At 74.7% G+C, this 17,977-nt stretch carries 19 protein-coding genes; 12 read left to right on the top strand and 7 right to left on the bottom strand.

What is annotated here, in order from left to right; all coding sequences use genetic code 11:
- Positions 1-29 precede the first annotated feature (29 nt).
- Together groES and groL are read left to right on the top strand one after the other, a co-directional pair.
- On the top strand, positions 30-320 hold the full coding sequence (groES, locus tag AC0GKK_RS19815) for a co-chaperone GroES (protein ID WP_020623960.1): 291 nt from the start codon (positions 30-32) through the stop codon (positions 318-320).
- A 119-nt stretch (positions 321-439) separates the two neighbouring features.
- Entirely contained in the window at positions 440-2,062 is a 1,623-nt protein-coding gene (groL, locus tag AC0GKK_RS19820; protein WP_178376004.1) for a chaperonin GroEL, read from the top strand.
- A 116-nt stretch (positions 2,063-2,178) separates the two neighbouring features.
- Here groL and AC0GKK_RS19825 read toward each other — a convergent pair whose 3' ends face one another.
- On the bottom strand, positions 2,179-2,514 hold the full coding sequence (locus tag AC0GKK_RS19825) for a WhiB family transcriptional regulator (protein WP_062403765.1): 336 nt from the start codon (positions 2,512-2,514) through the stop codon (positions 2,179-2,181).
- 84 nt (positions 2,515-2,598) lie between these two features.
- On the opposite strand from AC0GKK_RS19825, the gene AC0GKK_RS19830 reads away from it, so the two are divergent.
- The 4 genes from AC0GKK_RS19830 (at position 2,599) to AC0GKK_RS19845 (ending at position 7,026) form a co-directional block, all read left to right on the top strand.
- Entirely contained in the window at positions 2,599-3,654 is a 1,056-nt protein-coding gene (locus AC0GKK_RS19830; RefSeq protein ID WP_489882275.1) for a hypothetical protein, read from the top strand.
- A 202-nt stretch (positions 3,655-3,856) separates the two neighbouring features.
- The gene (locus AC0GKK_RS19835; protein WP_010225624.1) at positions 3,857-4,453 is read left to right on the top strand and encodes a response regulator transcription factor; all 597 of its coding nucleotides are present in this window, start codon (positions 3,857-3,859) and stop codon (positions 4,451-4,453) included.
- A gap of 799 nt (positions 4,454-5,252) precedes the next feature.
- Positions 5,253-5,828 (top strand): sigma-70 family RNA polymerase sigma factor, encoded by a 576-nt coding sequence (locus AC0GKK_RS19840; RefSeq protein WP_062397752.1) that lies wholly within the window; start codon positions 5,253-5,255, stop codon positions 5,826-5,828.
- Positions 5,821-7,026 (top strand): anti-sigma-D factor RsdA, encoded by a 1,206-nt coding sequence (locus AC0GKK_RS19845; RefSeq protein WP_489882276.1) that lies wholly within the window; start codon positions 5,821-5,823, stop codon positions 7,024-7,026. The genes AC0GKK_RS19840 and AC0GKK_RS19845 overlap by 8 nt, the downstream gene beginning before the upstream one ends.
- A gap of 79 nt (positions 7,027-7,105) precedes the next feature.
- Here the strand turns inward: AC0GKK_RS19845 and AC0GKK_RS19850 are convergent, their stop codons facing one another.
- Entirely contained in the window at positions 7,106-7,498 is a 393-nt protein-coding gene (locus AC0GKK_RS19850; RefSeq protein ID WP_489884039.1) for a DUF5319 domain-containing protein, read from the bottom strand.
- A gap of 165 nt (positions 7,499-7,663) precedes the next feature.
- Between AC0GKK_RS19850 and guaB the strand changes: the two genes are divergently transcribed.
- Together guaB and AC0GKK_RS19860 are read left to right on the top strand one after the other, a co-directional pair.
- Complete coding sequence (gene guaB, locus AC0GKK_RS19855; RefSeq protein ID WP_073576430.1) at positions 7,664-9,175, top strand: IMP dehydrogenase; 1,512 nt, start codon at positions 7,664-7,666, stop codon at positions 9,173-9,175.
- Positions 9,176-9,225: 50 nt separating this feature from the next.
- On the top strand, positions 9,226-10,350 hold the full coding sequence (locus AC0GKK_RS19860) for a GuaB3 family IMP dehydrogenase-related protein (RefSeq protein WP_405415057.1): 1,125 nt from the start codon (positions 9,226-9,228) through the stop codon (positions 10,348-10,350).
- A gap of 1 nt (position 10,351) precedes the next feature.
- Here the strand turns inward: AC0GKK_RS19860 and AC0GKK_RS19865 are convergent, their stop codons facing one another.
- Positions 10,352-10,846, bottom strand: coding sequence for an FBP domain-containing protein (locus AC0GKK_RS19865; RefSeq protein ID WP_405415060.1), 495 nt, complete (start codon positions 10,844-10,846; stop codon positions 10,352-10,354).
- A 97-nt stretch (positions 10,847-10,943) separates the two neighbouring features.
- Between AC0GKK_RS19865 and AC0GKK_RS19870 the strand changes: the two genes are divergently transcribed.
- Complete coding sequence (locus AC0GKK_RS19870; RefSeq protein WP_226353744.1) at positions 10,944-11,378, top strand: TroA family protein; 435 nt, start codon at positions 10,944-10,946, stop codon at positions 11,376-11,378.
- 3 nt (positions 11,379-11,381) lie between these two features.
- Here AC0GKK_RS19870 and AC0GKK_RS19875 read toward each other — a convergent pair whose 3' ends face one another.
- Both AC0GKK_RS19875 and AC0GKK_RS19880 read right to left on the bottom strand, forming a co-directional pair.
- On the bottom strand, positions 11,382-11,951 hold the full coding sequence (locus tag AC0GKK_RS19875) for a hypothetical protein (protein ID WP_489882277.1): 570 nt from the start codon (positions 11,949-11,951) through the stop codon (positions 11,382-11,384).
- The gene (locus AC0GKK_RS19880; RefSeq protein WP_489882278.1) at positions 11,897-12,322 is read right to left on the bottom strand and encodes a hypothetical protein; all 426 of its coding nucleotides are present in this window, start codon (positions 12,320-12,322) and stop codon (positions 11,897-11,899) included. Before AC0GKK_RS19880 ends, AC0GKK_RS19875 begins: the two co-directional genes overlap by 55 nt.
- Positions 12,323-12,477: 155 nt before the next feature.
- Between AC0GKK_RS19880 and guaA the strand changes: the two genes are divergently transcribed.
- The gene (gene guaA / locus AC0GKK_RS19885; protein WP_405415064.1) at positions 12,478-14,028 is read left to right on the top strand and encodes a glutamine-hydrolyzing GMP synthase; all 1,551 of its coding nucleotides are present in this window, start codon (positions 12,478-12,480) and stop codon (positions 14,026-14,028) included.
- Positions 14,029-14,183: 155 nt separating this feature from the next.
- Here the strand turns inward: guaA and AC0GKK_RS19890 are convergent, their stop codons facing one another.
- On the bottom strand, positions 14,184-14,390 hold the full coding sequence (locus AC0GKK_RS19890; protein WP_073576424.1) for a hypothetical protein: 207 nt from the start codon (positions 14,388-14,390) through the stop codon (positions 14,184-14,186).
- Complete coding sequence (locus AC0GKK_RS19895; RefSeq protein WP_482638329.1) at positions 14,383-15,624, bottom strand: PspC domain-containing protein; 1,242 nt, start codon at positions 15,622-15,624, stop codon at positions 14,383-14,385. The genes AC0GKK_RS19890 and AC0GKK_RS19895 overlap by 8 nt, the downstream gene beginning before the upstream one ends.
- A gap of 325 nt (positions 15,625-15,949) precedes the next feature.
- On the opposite strand from AC0GKK_RS19895, the gene AC0GKK_RS19900 reads away from it, so the two are divergent.
- Both AC0GKK_RS19900 and AC0GKK_RS19905 read left to right on the top strand, forming a co-directional pair.
- Positions 15,950-17,263, top strand: coding sequence for an ATP-binding protein (locus AC0GKK_RS19900; protein ID WP_489884040.1), 1,314 nt, complete (start codon positions 15,950-15,952; stop codon positions 17,261-17,263).
- A complete protein-coding gene (locus AC0GKK_RS19905) occupies positions 17,260-17,964 on the top strand; it encodes a LuxR C-terminal-related transcriptional regulator (RefSeq protein WP_489882279.1) in 705 nt (234 codons plus the stop codon). The genes AC0GKK_RS19900 and AC0GKK_RS19905 overlap by 4 nt, the downstream gene beginning before the upstream one ends.
- Positions 17,965-17,977 lie beyond the last annotated feature (13 nt).

Below are 17,977 nucleotides of genomic sequence, written 5' to 3' on the forward strand. Positions count from 1 at the left end.
ATTCACCCCAGGAAGGGGAGGTCATCGTCGTGGCGAACATCAAGCCGCTCGAGGACAAGCTCGTCGTCCAGGCCAGCGAGGCGGAGACCACCACCGCCTCCGGCATCGTCATCCCGGACACCGCCAAGGAGAAGCCCCAGGAGGGCAAGGTCCTGGCCGTCGGCCCGGGCCGGGTGGACGACAACGGCAACCGCGTCCCGCTCGACGTGGCCGTCGGCGACGTCGTCATCTACTCGAAGTACGGCGGCACCGAGGTCAAGTACAACGGCGAGGAGTACCTGATCCTCTCCGCGCGCGACGTGCTGGCCGTCGTCAACTGACGCGAGGCACCGCCTGACGTACCGCCCCGGGTGGTCCACCCTCACGGGTGGCCCGCACCGGGGCGGTCGCGTCTCTCCCCCGAGAACCCGAGTATCCCGAGAGGCAGCGAGAACAAGACATGGCGAAGCAGATCAGCTTCGACGAGGAGACCCGTCGCGCGCTCGAGCGCGGCGTGAACCAGCTCGCCGACGCGGTGAAGGTGACGCTCGGCCCGCGCGGCCGGCACGTCGTCATCGACAAGAAGTTCGGCGGCCCGACCGTCACCAACGACGGCGTCACCATCGCCCGTGAGGTCGACCTCGAGGACCCGTACGAGAACCTCGGCGCGCAGCTGGCGAAGACCGTCGCGACCAAGACCAACGACGTCGCGGGTGACGGCACCACCACCGCCACCGTGCTGGCCCAGGCGCTGGTCAAGGAGGGTCTGCGCAACGTGGCCGCCGGTGCGGCGCCGTTCGCGCTGGGCCAGGGCATCGCCGCGGCCTCGGCCAAGGTCTCCGAGGTGCTGCTGGCGAAGGCCACCCCGGTCGACGCCAAGAGCCACATCGCGCAGGTCGGCGCCATCGCCTCGCGCGAGCAGGAGATCGGCGACCTGATCGCCCAGGCGATCAACACCGTCGGCAAGGACGGCGTGATCACCGTCGAGGAGGGCTCCACCCTCTCGACCGAGCTGGAGATCACCGAGGGTCTGCAGTTCGACAAGGGCTACCTGTCGCCGTACTTCGTCACCGACTCCGAGTCCATGGAGGCGGCGCTCGACGACCCGTACATCCTGCTGCACCGCGACAAGATCGGGTCCATCCAGGACCTGCTGCCGCTGCTGGAGAAGGTGCTCGGCGAGGGCAAGCCGCTCCTGATCATCGCCGAGGACGTCGAGGGCGAGGCGCTGTCCACCCTGGTCGTCAACTCGATCCGCAAGACCGTCAAGGTCGCCGCGGTCAAGTCGCCGTTCTTCGGTGACCGCCGCAAGGCGTTCATGGACGATCTCGCGGTCGCCACCGGCGGTCAGGTCATCAACCCCGAGGTCGGCCTGAAGCTGAACGAGGCCGGGCTCGAGCTGCTGGGCCGCGCGCGTCGCGTCGTCGTCACCAAGGACGCCACCACGATCGTCGAGGGCGCCGGCTCCAAGGCCGACGTCGAGGGTCGTGTCGCGCAGCTCAAGCGCGAGATCGAGGAGTCCGACTCCGACTGGGACAAGGAGAAGCTCCAGGAGCGCCTGGCCAAGCTCTCCGGCGGCGTCGCGGTCATCAAGGCCGGTGCCGCCACCGAGACCGCGCTCAAGGAGCGCAAGCACCGCATCGAGGACGCCGTCGCGGCGACCCGTGCGGCGGTCGAGGAGGGCATCGTCCCCGGCGGCGGTTCCGCGCTGGTGCACGCCGCGGCCGAGCTCGAGGGCGGGCTGGGCCTGACCGGTGACGCCGCGACCGGTGTCGCGATCGTCCGCAGGGCACTGTCGGCGCCGCTGTTCTGGATCGCCGAGAACGGTGGCGACGAGGGCGCGATCGTCGTGTCCCGCGTCGCCGAGGGCGGCTGGGGGACCGGGTACAACTCGGCCACCCGCTCCTACGGCGACCTGCTGGCCGACGGCGTCATCGACCCGGTCAAGGTGACCCGGTCGGCGGTGGAGAACGCCGCGTCCATCGCGCGCATGGTGCTGACCACCGAGAGCGCCGTGGTGGACAAGCCGGAGAAGGCCGACCCGGCCCCGGCCGGTGGCCACGGGCACGGTCACGGTCACTGATCCGGTCCGAGCACGACGACGGCGGGCGACCCTCGGGTCGCCCGCCGTTGTGCGTTGCGGGGCAGGAAGTGTGTGCCGTCCGGCGGGAGATGGGAGCCCCCGCCGGTCGGGGCTCTCTAGGCGGTGTGAATCTCCACCGGCTGGACGGTCGCCTCGGCGGCGACCTTGAGCGTGCGGCGCGGACCGCGGATGATCGCGTCCCGCTCGGACTCGGACAGGCCGCCCCAGATGCCGTAGGGCTCGTGCACCTTCAGCGCGTGCTCGCGGCACTGCTGCACCACGGGGCACTCGGAACAGACCTGCTTCGCTCGGGTCTCACGACGGGCCCGGGCGGGACCGCGCTCACCCTCGGGATGGAAGAAGAACGCGCTGTCCATCCCCCGGCAGGCTCCCTCCATCTGCCAGTCGTAGATGTCGGCGACCGGGCCGGGAAGCCTCCGGATGTCCGCCATGTTCGTCACCTGCCTTCGCTATCGAACCTGATGACGCTCAGATTCCCTGGCCATGGCGGCCGCAAACCTGATTCGAGGTGAACGATGGTGCACGTCCGACAGGGTGGTGCACGGCGGGCGCCGTCGGCGGAGGTCCGGGCCCTGCTCGCCGGGGCGGTGACGGACCGGGAGGTGGCCGCGTCGGCGCGCCCGGACGGGCCGGCGGAGCTGCGGTGGGCGGCCGCCGTCGCCCGGGGCGGCTCCGGGCACTACGCGGCCGCGGCCGCGCTCCTCGACGGGGTGCGCCGCGACCCGGCGACCGGGGTCGTGCCGCGGGCGCACGCGACCGTCACCCGGGCCTCGCACCTGCGCCAGCTCGGCGGGCACCGCGCCGCGGCCGCACTCGACGGCGCCGCGCTCCGGCTGGTGCTGCCGGGCGCGGTGACCCCGGGCGACCCCGGGCCGTGGGGCCTCGACCGCGCCGCGGCCGTCGCCGACGCGCTGACCGGGCTCGCCGCCGACGCGCTCGGCCGCCTGGACGCGGCGACCGCCGCCGTGCTGCTGCGCCGGGCCGGGCCGTGGTGCGGCCCGCACGGTCACCGCACCCGGGTCCGCCACGGCTGGGTGAGCGCGGAGACCGCGCTGGTCGCGGGCGACCCGGCCGCGGCGCTCGCTGCCGCCGACGAGGCGCTGGCCGGGGCGCGGGCGCTCGGGTCCGCGCGGCACGTGCTCAAGAGCCGCCTGGTCCGGGCGGTCGTCGCCGGGGTGGCGGGGCAGGTCCGGGCGGACGTCGTCGCCGAGCTGGACGCGGTGGCCGCGGACGCGCTCGTACACGGACTGCTACCGCTGCACCGCCCTGCGCTGCTCGCCCGGGCCGACCTCACCGGGCCGGCACCGGGGCCGGACGGGGCACCGGACCCGGCCGGAGGTGGTCCGGATGTCGTACCCGCTCGGCCGCACCGCGGGCGCCGCGGGGCCGATCGGGCGATGCCGGAGGCCGGTTCCGGACCGGTCGCCGGAGCGCGACACGCCGGAGCGTCACCATTCGATACGCGCAGTCGCCGAGCGGGTGCGGAGGGTCGCCGACATGCGGTGTTGCACACGGTGAGCGTCCTCTATACGCGAAGTGACCGTAGCGGGCGAGAACTGCTGCGGGAGTAGTGCCCGGAGCCGGGCCCGGACGATGTACCGTACGGATTACTCCATTCGGCGACGCTTCACCCACATGACGCTGATGCACGTGGGTCAGAGCGCCGAACGGAGGGCACAAAATCGCCCCGACCGTGTCAAGGTGAGAGTGTCACCCGCCGATTCGGAGGGTGATGAATCACCCGGCTGCAGGAAGCTGCAGGAAGGAATCGTCGTGACGACGGTACTCATCTGCGACGATCGTCGCAGCGTCCGCGAGGGACTGACTCGCGTCATGTCCGCGGTCCCGGGGGTCCAGCGCATCGACTGCGTCGCCCACGGGGACGAGCTCCTCGCCCGCTACGCCCGCCAGTCCGTCGACGTCGTCCTGGTCGGGACGCAGCGTGCTGTGCCCACCGGGGTGGAGGCCACCCGGCGACTGGTGGCCGCCCACCCGCAGGCCAACGTCATCGTCTTCGGAGCCCCGGACGACGCCGGCAGCATCGCCGCCGCCATCGCCGGCGGGGCACGCGGTTACCTGCGCTGGGACGCCTCGCGTCCCGAACTGGTCGCCGCGCTGGCACACACCCTGGCCAGCACCTCGGTGCCGACCCCGCGCGTCCCCACCGACCCGGGGGTCCAGCTCACCGAGCGCGAGCTCCAGGTGCTGCGCGGGATGAGCCAGGGCAAGAGCAACGGCCAGATCGGCCGCGAGCTCTACCTCTCCGAGGACACCGTGAAGACCCACGCCCGCCGGCTGTTCCGCAAGCTCGGCGTCCGTGACCGCGCACAGGCCGTGGCCCACGGCTTCCGGCGCGGCCTGGTGTCCTGACCGGGGCCCCACCCGGAACGGCACGAGAACGCACCACCGAGCGACCGACCCCGAACCGGCCGCTCCACCCACTCGCCCGCGGGTGGGCATCGTGAGCCGGACCGACCCCCGCGGTCCGGCTCCACGCCCGGACATCCCCGTGTCCGGCCCACGCACCCGGGCCGCTGCAGACCCCGCGGCCCGCACCCGGGACACCACGCCCGGGACCCCCGCCCCGACCGGCTCCGGCCGGTCCGGCGCCCCGGTGACGGGACGCCGGTCGTGCTCCCCGCGACCGGACCCTGCCGGGGCGCACGGCCGCCCCGGGCGAGGCCGACGACGGATCCGCCGGACGCCGTAACCGTCCGCCTCCGATCGGTCCTCGTCCGACGAGCGGTCGGGGGGACGCCGGGAATCGTCCTCCGGCGTCCCCCTCGTCCCTGGTGTCACATGCGTCGCCGCAGCCCCGCGGCCCCGGCGGCGACCCGTCCGGACTCCGCGCCGAACCGGACGCGACTCGCGCCGGGCGGTCCACGGCCGGTGATCGGGCGCGGACGATCTTCACTGCGTCCGGTGACCGCAAATCTGCGGTGGGTGACGAACCGCTCGCCGACCGTGGCCGCCCCGTGGCCGTGTTCCGGCGTGGTCCCGCGCAACCCGGAACAGTGCACGATCGTCTGATCTGACATGGAGCGACTCCCGTCGGCGAGCCCCGCTCGGATACGGTGGATCCGAGCCGATCCCACCTGCGCGAACGCGGGTTGCCTCCACGATCGGATGACACTGCTGGAAGCTCGTAACGCCTGGGCGGTTCCCCACGATGAGTGAATCAAGAGACGTTCCCGACGAGTGGATCGAAGCGGCCATGGCCGGCGATCGGTCCGCGGTCGAGCGCGTTCTCGCCATGATTCGGCCCCTCGTCGTGCGCTACTGCCGCGCCCGTCTGGGGACCGACCGAGGGTCCGTCTCGGCGGACGATGTCGCCCAGGAGGTCTGCGTGGCCGTGCTCACGGCGTTGCCGGGGTATCGGGTGCAGGGTCGCCCGTTCCTCGCCTTCGTCTACGGCATCGCGTCCCACAAGGTCATCGACGCGCACCGGGCTGCGTCCCGGAACCGCTCGGAACCGATGGCCGACGTGCCGGACCGCATGGAGTCGTCCGACGGTCCGGAGTCCCGGGCCCTGCAGGTGGAACTGTCGGAGGAGATGTCCAAGCTCCTGGAGATCCTTCCGGACAAGCATCGGGAGATCATCGTGTTGCGCGTGGTCGTGGGTCTGTCCGCGGAGGAGACCGCGGCAGCCGTCGGCTCCACCCCGGGCGCCGTCCGCGTCGCCCAGCACCGGGCGCTGGCCCGGCTGAGGAAGATGATGAGTGAGGAGGTGGTCCGGGATGCGTGACCAGGGTCCGCACGGTCCGGGCTTCCCCCCGCCGCCCGGTGAGGGCTGGGAGCGCCCGCCCGCACCGGTGACGCGTGGCCGCTTCGGCGAGCCCCGCCCTCCCCGTACCAACGGCCACACCAACGGCCACTCGCATCCGCTCGGGCACCGGGGTCACCCGGTGCCGTTCGACGGGCGCACCGTCCCGCAGCCGGCCGTGCCGCGGCACGCCGCCCGCGCCGACGAGTGGGACGACCTCGACGGCGTCGAGGACGACGGCCCGATCGACCTCGTCGAGCTCCAGGCCGACGACGAGCTGATCAACGCCCTGTCCTCCGGGCTCGGCGTGTCCGGCCCCGGCCGTCGCGGCTACGACGTCGACGACCACCTGACCGCGATGCTCTCGTCCTGGAAGGACGAGGTCGAGCGCGACCCGATCCCGCAGCTCCTCGACACCGACGAGGCCGTGCAGATCCTGCAGCCGGCGAAGCCGTCGCGGAAGGTCTCCTTCCTGCGTCCGCTCGTCGCCGCCGCGGCGGTCGCGGCGTGTGCGCTGGCCGTCGTCTCGATCAGCGCGCACGAGGCCGAGCCGGGCGACGCCCTGTGGGGTGTCTCCCGGGTGCTCTACAGCGAGCGCGCCGAACAGGTGCAGGCCGCGACCACGCTGCGCGAGGGCATCGAGCGGGTCAACGCCAAGCTCGCCGCCGGGGACACCGTCGGTGCGCAGCAGGAACTCGCCGCTCTCGGACCGCTGGTGGACCGCACCGCGCCCGACCTGCGCAACGACTTCGAGCAGCAGAACCGCTTCCTGAGCCAGAAGGTCGCCGAGACCCCGCCGGGCACGCCGACCGACCCGCGGTCGCCGCTGCGCGACGGGACCCCGGCCCCGCCGCCCCCGGTCTCCGAGGGCGACGAGGACACCCCGGCGCCGGACCCGCGTCCGACGCAGGGCGAGACCACCCCGGGCGGCCCGACCTCCCCGGAGGGCACCACCGACCCGTCCGTGCTGACCGGGCCGGGTGAGACCTCGCCCACGACGTCGCCGTCGCCGTCGGAGACCTCGCCGACGACGGAGGGCCAGGCGGACCCGACGACCCCGACGACGGCGCCCACGACCCGGCCCACCGCGGCCGGGGAGGGGCAGGCCGACCCGTCGGACGACACCACGGCCCCGCCGTCGTCGACGACGACCGGTGCGGTGAGCAGCACACCGAACTGACGCGGTCCGACACGCAGCACGGCGACGGGCCCCGGAGGATCTCCTCCGGGGCCCGTCGTGTGTCTCCGGGGTGCCGCGCTCAGTCGGCGAGGGTCGCGTCGGCGTACCCGCGGCAGTACTCCCACGTGACGTAGTACGCCGGGTCCGGGTCGTAGGCCGGCTCGTGCGGCCGCATCCGGCCCTCGTCGAGCAGCTGCTGCAGGCTCGCGCGCAGCAGGTTCCACTCGTGGAAGTGCTGTTCGCCGCAGTCCACGCAGTCGACGACGATCCCGCGGACGCCACGGCCCGCCAGCAGCGCCTGGTACACGGCCAGGTCCGCCAGGTCGGCCAGGATCTCGCCGCGATCGGTCTCGTTCAACGGGGGGACATCGGAGTCACCGGAACCCGGCCACGGGCCGTCACCACGGTCGTCATAGGCCTGCATCGAGAGCGCAGGGTCATCCGGGTCTCCGGCGAACGGGTCCGGTGGCAGCGCCTCTGGTGACACGGCGTACACGGTACCGGTGCAGGGGGGTCGGGCCCCGGCCCACCCCGGGGTGGTGGACGTACGATGGCGGCCTGCGGCGGGAGCCCGCCGTCAGCGTCGACCGCACCGCCTCGACAACACTGCTTCGACCGCAAGAGGAGCCCCGGAGAGATGACGAGCGAGATGGGCGGCCTGCCGGACAAGTTCGCGATGCTCGGACTGACCTTCGACGACGTGCTGCTGCTGCCCGCCGAGTCGGACGTGATCCCCAGCTCGGCCGACACGTCGAGCCAGGTGACCCGCCGGGTGCGGGTCCAGGTGCCGCTGGTCTCGTCCCCGATGGACACCGTCACCGAGTCCCGGATGGCCATCGCGATGGCCCGCGCCGGCGGTCTCGGCGTGCTGCACCGCAACCTCTCCCCGGACGCACAGGCGGCCCAGGCCGAGGTCGTGAAGCGGTCCGAGGCCGGCATGGTGACCGACCCGGTGACCTGCAGCCCCGACGCGACGCTGGCCGACGTCGACGCCCTGTGCGCCAAGTTCCGGATCTCCGGTGTGCCGGTGACCGACGAGACCGGCCGGCTGGTGGGGATCATCACCAACCGCGACATGCGCTACGAGGTCGACACCGACCGGCCCGTGTCGGAGGTCATGACCCGCGCGCCCCTGGTGACGGCCAAGGTCGGCGTCACCGCGGAGGCCGCGCTGGGCCTGCTGCGCCGGCACAAGCTGGAGAAGCTGCCCATCGTCGACGGCGACGACATGCTGCGCGGCCTCATCACGATCAAGGACTTCAACAAGACCGAGCAGTACCCGCTGGCGACCAAGGACCCGGACGGGCGGCTCGTCGTCGCCGCCGCGGTCGGGGTCGGCGACGACGCCTACGCCCGCTCGATGCAGCTCGTCGAGGCCGGTGTGGACGTCCTGATGGTCGACACCGCGCACGGCCACTCCCGCCGGGTGCTGGAGACCGTCGCGAAGCTGCGCGCCGAGGTCGGCGACCACGTCGACGTCGTCGGCGGCAACGTCGCCACCTACGAGGGCGCCAGGGCGCTCGTCGAGGCGGGCGCGGACGCGGTGAAGGTCGGCGTCGGGCCGGGCTCGATCTGCACCACCCGCGTCGTCGCCGGGGTCGGCGCCCCGCAGATCACCGCGATCTACGAGGCCACCCGGGCGTGCGCCCCGGCCGGCGTCCCGGTCATCGGCGACGGCGGCATCCAGTACTCCGGTGACGTCGCCAAGGCCATCGCGGCCGGCGCGTCGACGGTCATGCTGGGCTCGCTGCTGGCCGGCACCGCGGAGTCGCCGGGTGAGGTGGTCCTCGTCGGGGGCAAGCAGTTCAAGACCTACCGCGGGATGGGCTCGCTCGGCGCCATGCAGGGCCGTGCCGGTGCCGCGGGCCGGTCCTACTCCAAGGACCGCTACGCCCAGGACGACGTGCTCAGCGAGGACAAGCTCGTCCCCGAGGGCATCGAGGGCCGGATCCCGTTCCGCGGGCCGCTGTCCTCGGTGGTGCACCAGCTCGGCGGCGGGCTGCGCTCGGGCATGGGCTACGTCGGCGCGCAGACCATTCCGGACCTGCAGCAGGCGCGCCTGGTGCGGATCACCGCGGCCGGTCTCAAGGAGAGCCACCCGCACGACATCACGATGACCGTCGAGGCCCCGAACTACGCCGCCCGGTAGTCACGGGGGCCCCAGCACCATCCTGAGCAGCGCCGCTTAGGGTGGTGCCCGTGCGTGACCTCGTGGAGATCGGGATGGGCCGGGAGGCCCGTCGTGCCTACGACCTCGACCAGATCGAGATCGTCCCGTCGCGGCGGACCCGCAGCTCGAAGGCCGTCTCGACGGCCTGGCAGCTCGACGCCTACCGCTTCGACATCCCGCTGATGACCCACCCCACCGACGCGGTGGTGTCGCCGGACTCGGCGGTGCGGATCAGCGAGCTCGGCGGGCTGGGGGTGCTGAACGCCGAAGGCCTGTGGGCCCGGCACGCCGACCCGAAGGGCGCGCTGGAGCGTGTCGTCGCGGCGGCGACCGGCGACGAGCCGGACTCCGCGGTGGCGCTGCTGCAGGAGCTGCACCAGGCCCCCATCCAGCAGGACCTGATCACCGAGGCGCTGCGCCCGCTGCGCGACGGCTCGCACACGGTGGCGGCACGGGTCAGCCCGCAGCGCGCCCGTGAGCTCACCCCGGCGCTGCTCGCCGCGGGCGTCGAGATCCTCATCGTGCAGGGCACGATCATCTCCGCCGAGCACGTCTCGGACGGCGAGCCGCTCAACCTCAAGGACTTCATCGCCGAGCTGGACGTCCCGGTCGTCGCCGGCGGGGTGGGGGACTACCGCACCGCGCTGCACCTGATGCGCACCGGCGCCGCCGGCGTCATCGTCGGGTACGGGCAGTCCACCTCCACCACCACCGACGAGGTGCTGGGGGTCGGGGTGCCGATGGCGACCGCGATCGTCGACGCCGCGGCGGCCCGCCGCGACTACCTCGACGAGACCGGCGGTCGGTACGTGCACGTGATCGCCGACGGCGGCATCGGCACCTCCGGTGACATCGCCCGTGCCGTGGCATGCGGCGCCGACGCGGTCATGCTCGGCGAGCAGCTGGCCGAGGCCGCGGAGGCCCCCGCGGGCGGGCTGTACTGGACCTCGTCGGCGGCGCACCCGTCGCTGCCGCGCTCGGAGGTCACCGGCCTCGCGCGGTCCGGGCGGACCCTGGAGCAGGTGCTGTTCGGGCCGACCGACAGCCCGTACGGCACGACGAACCTGTTCGGCGCGCTGCGGCGGGCGATGGCGAAGACCGGCTACTCCGACCTCAAGGAGTTCCAGCGGGTCGGGCTGAACCTGCGTACCTGAGTCACCCCTCGGCGGTCACGGCCGCCACGAACTCCGCGGCCCGCTCCCGCAGCCCGGCCCGTCGCTCGTCGACGGTCGTGCCGGGGGCGGGCTTGAGCGCGGCCGTCGCCGACTCGACGCGGACGTGCTCGGCGCAGGCCAGGTCGGCGCAGATGTAGGTGCCGACGGTGTCGCCCTGGCGCCCCTTCGCACCGCGGCGCGGGGCGGCGAACAGCGCGACCCCGCCGACGGTGTGGGTGGTCCGGCACAGCGCGCACATCGCCGCCGCGCGGGTGGCGCCGGTGGCGGCGCGCAGCACGACGCCGGCCGGGCCGTCGTCGGTGGGGACCAGCAGCACCCCGCGGTCGGGGGCCTTCGGGTCACGCCAGCCGCGGACGTCGTCGAGCCGGTCGGGGTCCAGGTCGCGGACCCACGCGGGCAGGACCATCCGCGTCGCCTCCCCCTTGGAGCAGTTGGTGAGGGCGCGGCGGATCCGGGTCTCGGTCGGGCTGGTCACGGCGGGCCACGCTAGGCGCCCGTCGCCGCGGGGGTCGAGCGGGTTTCGCGCGGTAGGTTCGACGGCGACGCCGTCGTCAGCCAGGAGGAGCCCGCCGATGAGCCGCCCCACCGCCGGAGCCGCCATGGGCGGTGGACGAGCCTTCGTCGACGCGACCGGGACCCCGGTGCCGCTGCGCGGACCGGTCGTGCGGGTGGTGGCGACCGACCCCCGGGTGGGGGAGCTGCTGCTGGAGCTGGGCGCCCAGCTGGTCGGCTGCGCGGGGACGCTCGACGGCGTCGACCCGGTCGGCGACGACCGCAGCCCGGACCCGCAGGCGGTGCGGGCACTGCGCCCGGACGCGATCGTCACCGGCACCGCCGACGGCCGGTACGACCTGGCCGACCCGGCCCTGCTCGGACGGCTGCGCGACATCGCTCCGACGGTCGCCGTCGACCTGGGGCGCCGCGCCGCGAGCGCCGCGGACCTGCGGGCGCTGCTCGGGTCGGTGCAGCCGCCGCCGCTGCGCTCGCGCGGGCGGCACGAGGACTGAGGCTCAGCCCGCCAGGACGGCGCGGACGCGGTCGGTGACGGCCGCCAGGTCGTCGCGCACCAGGTTCGCCTGCGCGGTGAAGACCGACAGCTGCGACGGGTCCAGCGCGAGCGCCCCGGAGGTCCCCGCGGTCGCGGCGGCGGTGCCGTGGTCGAGCAGCGCGGTCCAGGACGTCTGCGCGACGGCGTCGGGCACGGCGTCGTAGGCCCGTGCGGCGTCGATGGCGGCCTGCAGCCGCCCGCAGGCGACGGCGAGCGCCACCGCGTCCTGACGGCCCGCGGCGTCGGCGACGCGGGTGAAGCCGTCGCCGAGCGCGGTGAGGTGGGTGAGCCCGCCGTTGTCGCGCCAGGCGGTCATCGCGACGACCGGGTCCCCGGCCCACAGCCCGGTCCCGGCGGCGGACCCGACCAGCGACGCCGCGACGGCCTGCGGCAGCGGCGGGCCCTGCGGCACCGTCGCGCCGGAGGCGGTCACGGCCTGCGGGGTGGGCAGCGGCGAGGTCGCCGACGGGGTCATGATCAGGCCCGCGGCGGCGATCGCCGCGGTACCGGTGGCGGCGGCGCACAGGAACACCGGCAGGATCCGGGTCCGGAACGCGCGGGCCCGGGGACGACCGCGGCCACGAAAGCCGGCTCCGCGGACTCCCGGACCGGCTCCGCGACCGCGGGCTCGTCGACGGGGGGCGCGGCGGGTGCCCGCGCCGGGGCGACCGGGGCCGGGCTCCCGCCGAGCAGCCCGGTGGTGCCGAGCGCCCCGAGGCCCAGCGCGTCCACCCCGAGCGCGCCGGTGCCGAGCGTGCCGGCGGCCGGGCGGGTCTCCTGCTCCGGCGCGGAGCGCTGGGCGGGGACGAGCGGCGCGGCGGTCGTGGTGGTGGCGCCGTCGACGGCCGGGTCGGCGGGGGTGTCGCCGGTGCCGGTGGTGCGGCCGGTCGGGGTGGTGGCCATCGGGGTGCCTCCAGGTCGTACGGTGCCGTCCTCCCCCCATCGGAGCAACCGGGCCTCGCCGTTACGCCGTACCGCCCGCGGCCGGCGGGGATCATCAGGATCGAGGAGACGGTACGGACGACGGGTGACCTGGATCGCCCGTTTACCCTGGTCGTGTGCAGACCCCGACCGTCCTCGTCGTGGACTACGGCGCCCAGTACGCGCAGCTCATCGCCCGTCGCGTGCGCGAGGCGGACGTCTACTCCGAGATCGTGCCCGCGTCCCTGCCCGTCGCCGAGATCGTGGCCCGCGAGCCCGCCGCGGTGATCCTCTCCGGCGGCCCCGCGAGCGTGTACGCCGACGGGGCCCCCGCGGTCGATCCGGCGCTGTTCGAGGCCGGTATCCCGGTGTTCGGCATGTGCTACGGCTTCCAGGCGATGGCCCGGGCCCTGGGCGGCGAGGTCGCCCACGACGGCACCCGCGAGTACGGCCGCACCGAGGTCGCGCTGACCGGTACCCCCGGCACGCTGCACCGGGGACTGCCCCGCACGCACCCGGTGTGGATGAGCCACGGCGACTCGGTGACCGCCGCCCCGGCGGGATTCACCGTCACCGCGTCGACCGACCGGGTCGCGGTCGCCGCGTTCGAGGACACCGACCGGCGTCTGGCCGGCGTGCAGTACCACCCCGAGGTCGGGCACTCGCCGCACGGCCAGGAGGTGCTGCGCCGGTTCCTGCACGACATCGCGGGCATCCGCCCGTCCTGGACCACGGCGTCGATCATCGACGAGACCGTCGAGGCGATCCGTGCCCAGGTCGGCGACGGCCGCGCGATCTGCGGGCTGTCCGGCGGGGTCGACTCCGCCGTCGCCGCCGCGCTCGTCCAGCGCGCCATCGGTGACCGGCTGACCTGCGTGTTCGTCGACCACGGGCTGATGCGGTCCGGGGAGCGCGAGCAGGTCGAGAAGGACTTCGTCGCCGCCACCGGCGCGACCCTGCACGTCGCCGAGGCCGCCGACCGGTTCCTCGACGCGCTCGCCGGGGTCACCGAGCCCGAGCAGAAGCGCAAGATCATCGGCCGGGAGTTCATCCGGGTCTTCGAGACGGCCACGGCGGAGGTGGTCGCCGACCACCACGTCGGGTTCCTCGTCCAGGGGACGCTCTACCCCGACGTCGTCGAGTCCGGCGGCGGCGACGGCACCGCGGTGATCAAGAGCCACCACAACGTCGGCGGTCTGCCCGACGACATCGAGTTCGACCTGGTCGAGCCGCTGCGTGCGCTGTTCAAGGACGAGGTCCGGATGGTCGGTGCCGAGCTGGGGCTGCCCGAGGTCATCGTCGCCCGCCAGCCGTTCCCCGGCCCCGGCCTGGGCATCCGGATCATCGGTGAGGTCACCCGGGACCGGCTGGAGACGCTGCGGGCCGCGGACGCGATCGCCCGCGAGGAGCTGACCGCGGCCGGGCTGGACCGGGAGATCTGGCAGTGCCCGGTGGTGCTGCTGGCCGACGTCCGCAGCGTCGGTGTGCAGGGCGACGGCCGCACCTACGGCCACCCGATCGTCCTGCGCCCGGTGTCCAGCGAGGACGCGATGACCGCGGACTGGACCCGGCTGCCCTACGACGTCGTCGAGCGGATCTCCACCCGGATCACCAACGAGGTGTCCGAGGTCAACCGGGTCGTCATCGACGTGACGAGCAAGCCCCCGGGCACCATCGAGTGGGAGTGACCGGGGCCTGACGTAACAGGGGCGGGGCCGATGTCTCGGCCCCGCCCCGGCCAGCCCGGGCCTCGCGGTGTCCGACCCCCGTCGGACACCGCTGCCACGCGGGCGGCGGCGGGTCCGGCGGCGCTCCCCAGCCCGCCGGCTCCCGTGATGCCCCTTCAGTCGTCCGATGTGGCCCGGGAGTTACGCACGCTCGCCATCAGGAATGCAATCCCGGCCACAACGGCGGTCCCGGCGAGCACCCAGCGCAGGTCGACGACCTCCCACGGGGCGATCCCGAGGACCCCGCACACCGCGACCAGCAGCGACAGGACCCCGGCGACGAGGGCGAACGGGTCGGCGCGACGGGCGAGCGAGCTATCCACGGGTGACCTCCACGGTTCCCAGCTCGGCCCGCAGGTCGAGCTCCAGCACCCGGCCACCGGGTCCGTCCGGGCCGGGGTCGTTCACGGTCAGGTCCACGTCCTGCCCGGTGCGGGTCTGCCCGTCGACGGTCAGGTCGCCGGTGCCCACCGAGCTGCGGACGAGCAGGTCGGCGTCGCGCGGGACGCGGATCTCCACCGCGCCCGCGCCGACCTCGGCCCGGGTGCGGACCGGTCCGGTCGCGCCGGGCGTCGCGGTGAGGTCGAGGCGGGTCAGGTCGAGCTGGACCGAACCGGTGCCGCGCCGGTACTCCGGGGCGAGCTGCGCCACGGTCGCGGGGGCCTCGACGGTCTCCCCGACGCCGCCGCGCACGGCCCAGCCGTCGGGTCCGACGGCGTCGTTGAGCGGGATGGTGGCCGCCGTGACGAGTGCGAGCAGCACCGCGAACGGCACCAGCCAGCGTCCGGCGCGCCGCAGCCCGCCGACGACCAGCCCGACCCCGACGACGGCGAGCGCGGCCCCCGGGACGGCCGAGGCCGGCACCGCACCCGGTGCGGCCAGGGCGAGCACCCCCACCATCCCCGCGACGACGAGCGACACGGCCAGCGTGATCGGTGTGAGCATCGAGCGGGGCGCCGGGGGCGGACCCGGCTCCGGGCCCGGTTCGGGCAGGTCCCAGGCGAACGGTGCGGCGCCGAGCGGGTCCCAAGCCGGTGGCGTCACCTGCGCCACGGTGGGGGCGTGCGGGTCCGCGACCCACGGCACCACGGGTGTCGGCGACGCGGCGGCCTCCCGGGCCCCGGGCCGGTTCCCCCGGGTCACGTGCAGCGCGACGAGCAGCGCGACGGTGACGACGGCGGGGATGACGCGGTCGGCGGACAGCACCAGCGGGACGGCCAGCAGCGCGGCCAGGACCAGCAGCGTCACCGACAGCGCGGAGGACGGTCCGCTGCGCGGCGGGACGGGGCTGCCGGGCGGGCCGGCGTCCGGCAGGACCGCGCAGCCCGCCAGGTAGAGCGGGATGCCGGGGCCCACGATCGCGGCGACGACGAACCCGACCCGGACCAGCGTCGGGTCGATCTCGTAGCGGCGCGCGATCGCGGCGGAGACCCCGGCGAGCTTGCGGTCGTCGCGCGGACGCAGGGGCCGGGAGTCCCACATGTCGCGCATGGTGTTCCGGGCCGTCGACGACGCCGACGGTGGTCGGCCGCTCCCGGGCAGCTGCGTCTGGTTCATGGCGTCGAGCCTGCCGTCCGGGCGGGCCCCGGCGTCTCGGGGAGAACCCCGAGAGGACCCCGGTCCCGATCCGGAGGGGATCCGGCGCGGGTCGTGTGACGATGGGGTCGTGAACAGCTCGGACCCCTCGACCGGTACCGCACCGGGGTCGGCGGACGCGCCGACGCGGCCCACCGCCGCTCCGTGGGCGGCCCCGTCGCCCGGTGTCGCGCTGCCCGGCACCGCGGCACCCGGCGTCACCGAGCCCGGGGCCGCCGTGTCCGGAGCCGCCGTGTCCGGAGCGGCCGCGCCCGGGGCCGACGGGGGACCGGGGCCGACGCCGCTCGTGCCCGCCGGCCCGGTGCCCCCGCCGCCCGGAGACGCCGTCCCCCCGCGGCCGGGCGGCCCGGTACCGCCGCGCCCCGGTGCACGCGTCCCGCTGACCCGGCGCCGCTCCGGCCGGATGGTCGGCGGCGTCGCGGGCGGGGTGGCCGACCACCTCGGCGTCGACGTCCGCTGGATCCGGGCGGCCTTCGTCGCGCTGACCCTGCTCGGCTGGGCGGGGGTCCTGGCCTACGGCCTGCTGTGGGTGTTCCTGCGGCAGGAGGCCGCCGTCGTCGAGCGGACCGTCACCCGGTCCGAACGCCTACAGGCCGCCGGGCTGCTGACGCTGGGGCTGGGGTTGTCGCTGGTCGCGGCGACCTCGGGTTCGGCCGTGCTCGGCTGGATCGCCGGCCCGCTGGGGCTGGCGACGGTCGGTGCGGCCGTCGTGTGGCGGGAGGCCGACGAGGCGCAGCGACGGCGGTGGGCACGCGACGCCCGCAGCCGCGTCACGGGCGGTCGTGCGGCGCTGGCCCGCACCGTGCTCGGAGCCGCGCTCGTCCTGACCGGGCTGGCGGTGTTCCTGCTCGGCAACCTGGACCTGAGCCAGGTGAGGTTCGGGATCCTCGCGGCGCTGGCGACGCTGCTGGGCGTCGCGGTCCTCACCGTCCCCTGGTGGGTACGGCTGGTGCGCGACCTCGGCGAGGAGCGCCGGGCCCGCGCGGTCGCCGCCGAGCGCGCCGAGATCGCCGCGCACCTGCACGACTCGGTGCTGCAGACCCTCGCGCTGATCCAGCGCCAGTCCGGCGACCCGCGCGAGGTGCAGCGGCTGGCCCGCGGCCAGGAGCGGGAGCTGCGTGCCTGGCTCTACGGGCCGGGCGGACGCGCCCGGGGCGGCGGCGGCAGCCCGGACGCCGTGGAGACGCTGCTGTCGGCGGCGATCACGCGCGTCGCGGGCGAGGTGGAGGACACCTACGCGGTGGCCGTCGGCCCGGTGCTGGTCGGTGACGCCGAGCTCGACGACGACCTGCGCGCCCTGGTGCTGGCGGCACGCGAGGCGATGGTGAACGCGGCGAAGCACTCGGGGACGTCCGAGGTCGACGTCTACGTCGAGGTCGAGCCCGCCTCGGACGAGGGGCCGGGCGCGGCCGAGGTGTTCGTGCGGGACCGCGGCACCGGTTTCGACCCGGATGCGGTGTCCGACGACCGGCACGGCCTCGCGGACTCGGTGCACGCCCGGATGCGCCGCCACGGCGGCACGGTCCGGATCCGCACCGGGGCCGGGGAGGGTACGGAGGTGCGGCTGTCGATGCCGCTGACGGAGAAGGAGACGGCATGACCACCGCCGACGTGCCGGGGACACCGGCCGGTCCGGGCGACACCGGTATCCGGGTCTACCTGGTCGACGACCACGCGTTGTTCCGGTCCGGCGTGCGCGCCGAGCTGGACCGTGGCGACGGGCGCAGCCCCGTGCTGGAGGTCGTCGGTGAGGCGGGCTCCGTCGACGAGGCGGTGGCCGGCGTCGGGCACCTCGCGCCGGACGTGGTGCTGCTCGACGTGCACATGCCCGGCGGCGGGGGCGCGGAGGTCCTGCGCCGGGCGCGCGCGGCGGGCACGGAGTCGGTGTTCCTGGCACTGTCGGTGTCCGACGCCGCGGAGGACGTCATCTCGGTGATCCGGTCCGGCGCCCGCGGCTACGTCACGAAGACGATCTCGGGCCGGGACCTCGCCGACGCCGTGCGACGCGTACGGGCCGGTGACGCGGTCTTCTCACCACGCCTGGCCGGGTTCGTGCTGGACGCGTTCTCCGACCGGCCGGGTGCGGCACCGCCGGTGGACCCGGAGATCGACCAGCTGACCAAGCGGGAGCGGGACGTGCTGCGGCTGCTGGCCCGCGGCTACGCCTACAAGGAGATCGCGAAGGAGCTGTTCATCTCGGTGAAGACGGTGGAGACCCACGTGTCGAGCGTGCTGCGCAAGACGCAGACGTCGAACCGGCACGAGCTGTCCCGCTGGGCTTCCGACAGGAGGCTCGTGTAGGTCGCGCAGCGCC

Source organism: Pseudonocardia sp. P-1 (assembly GCF_058111925.1).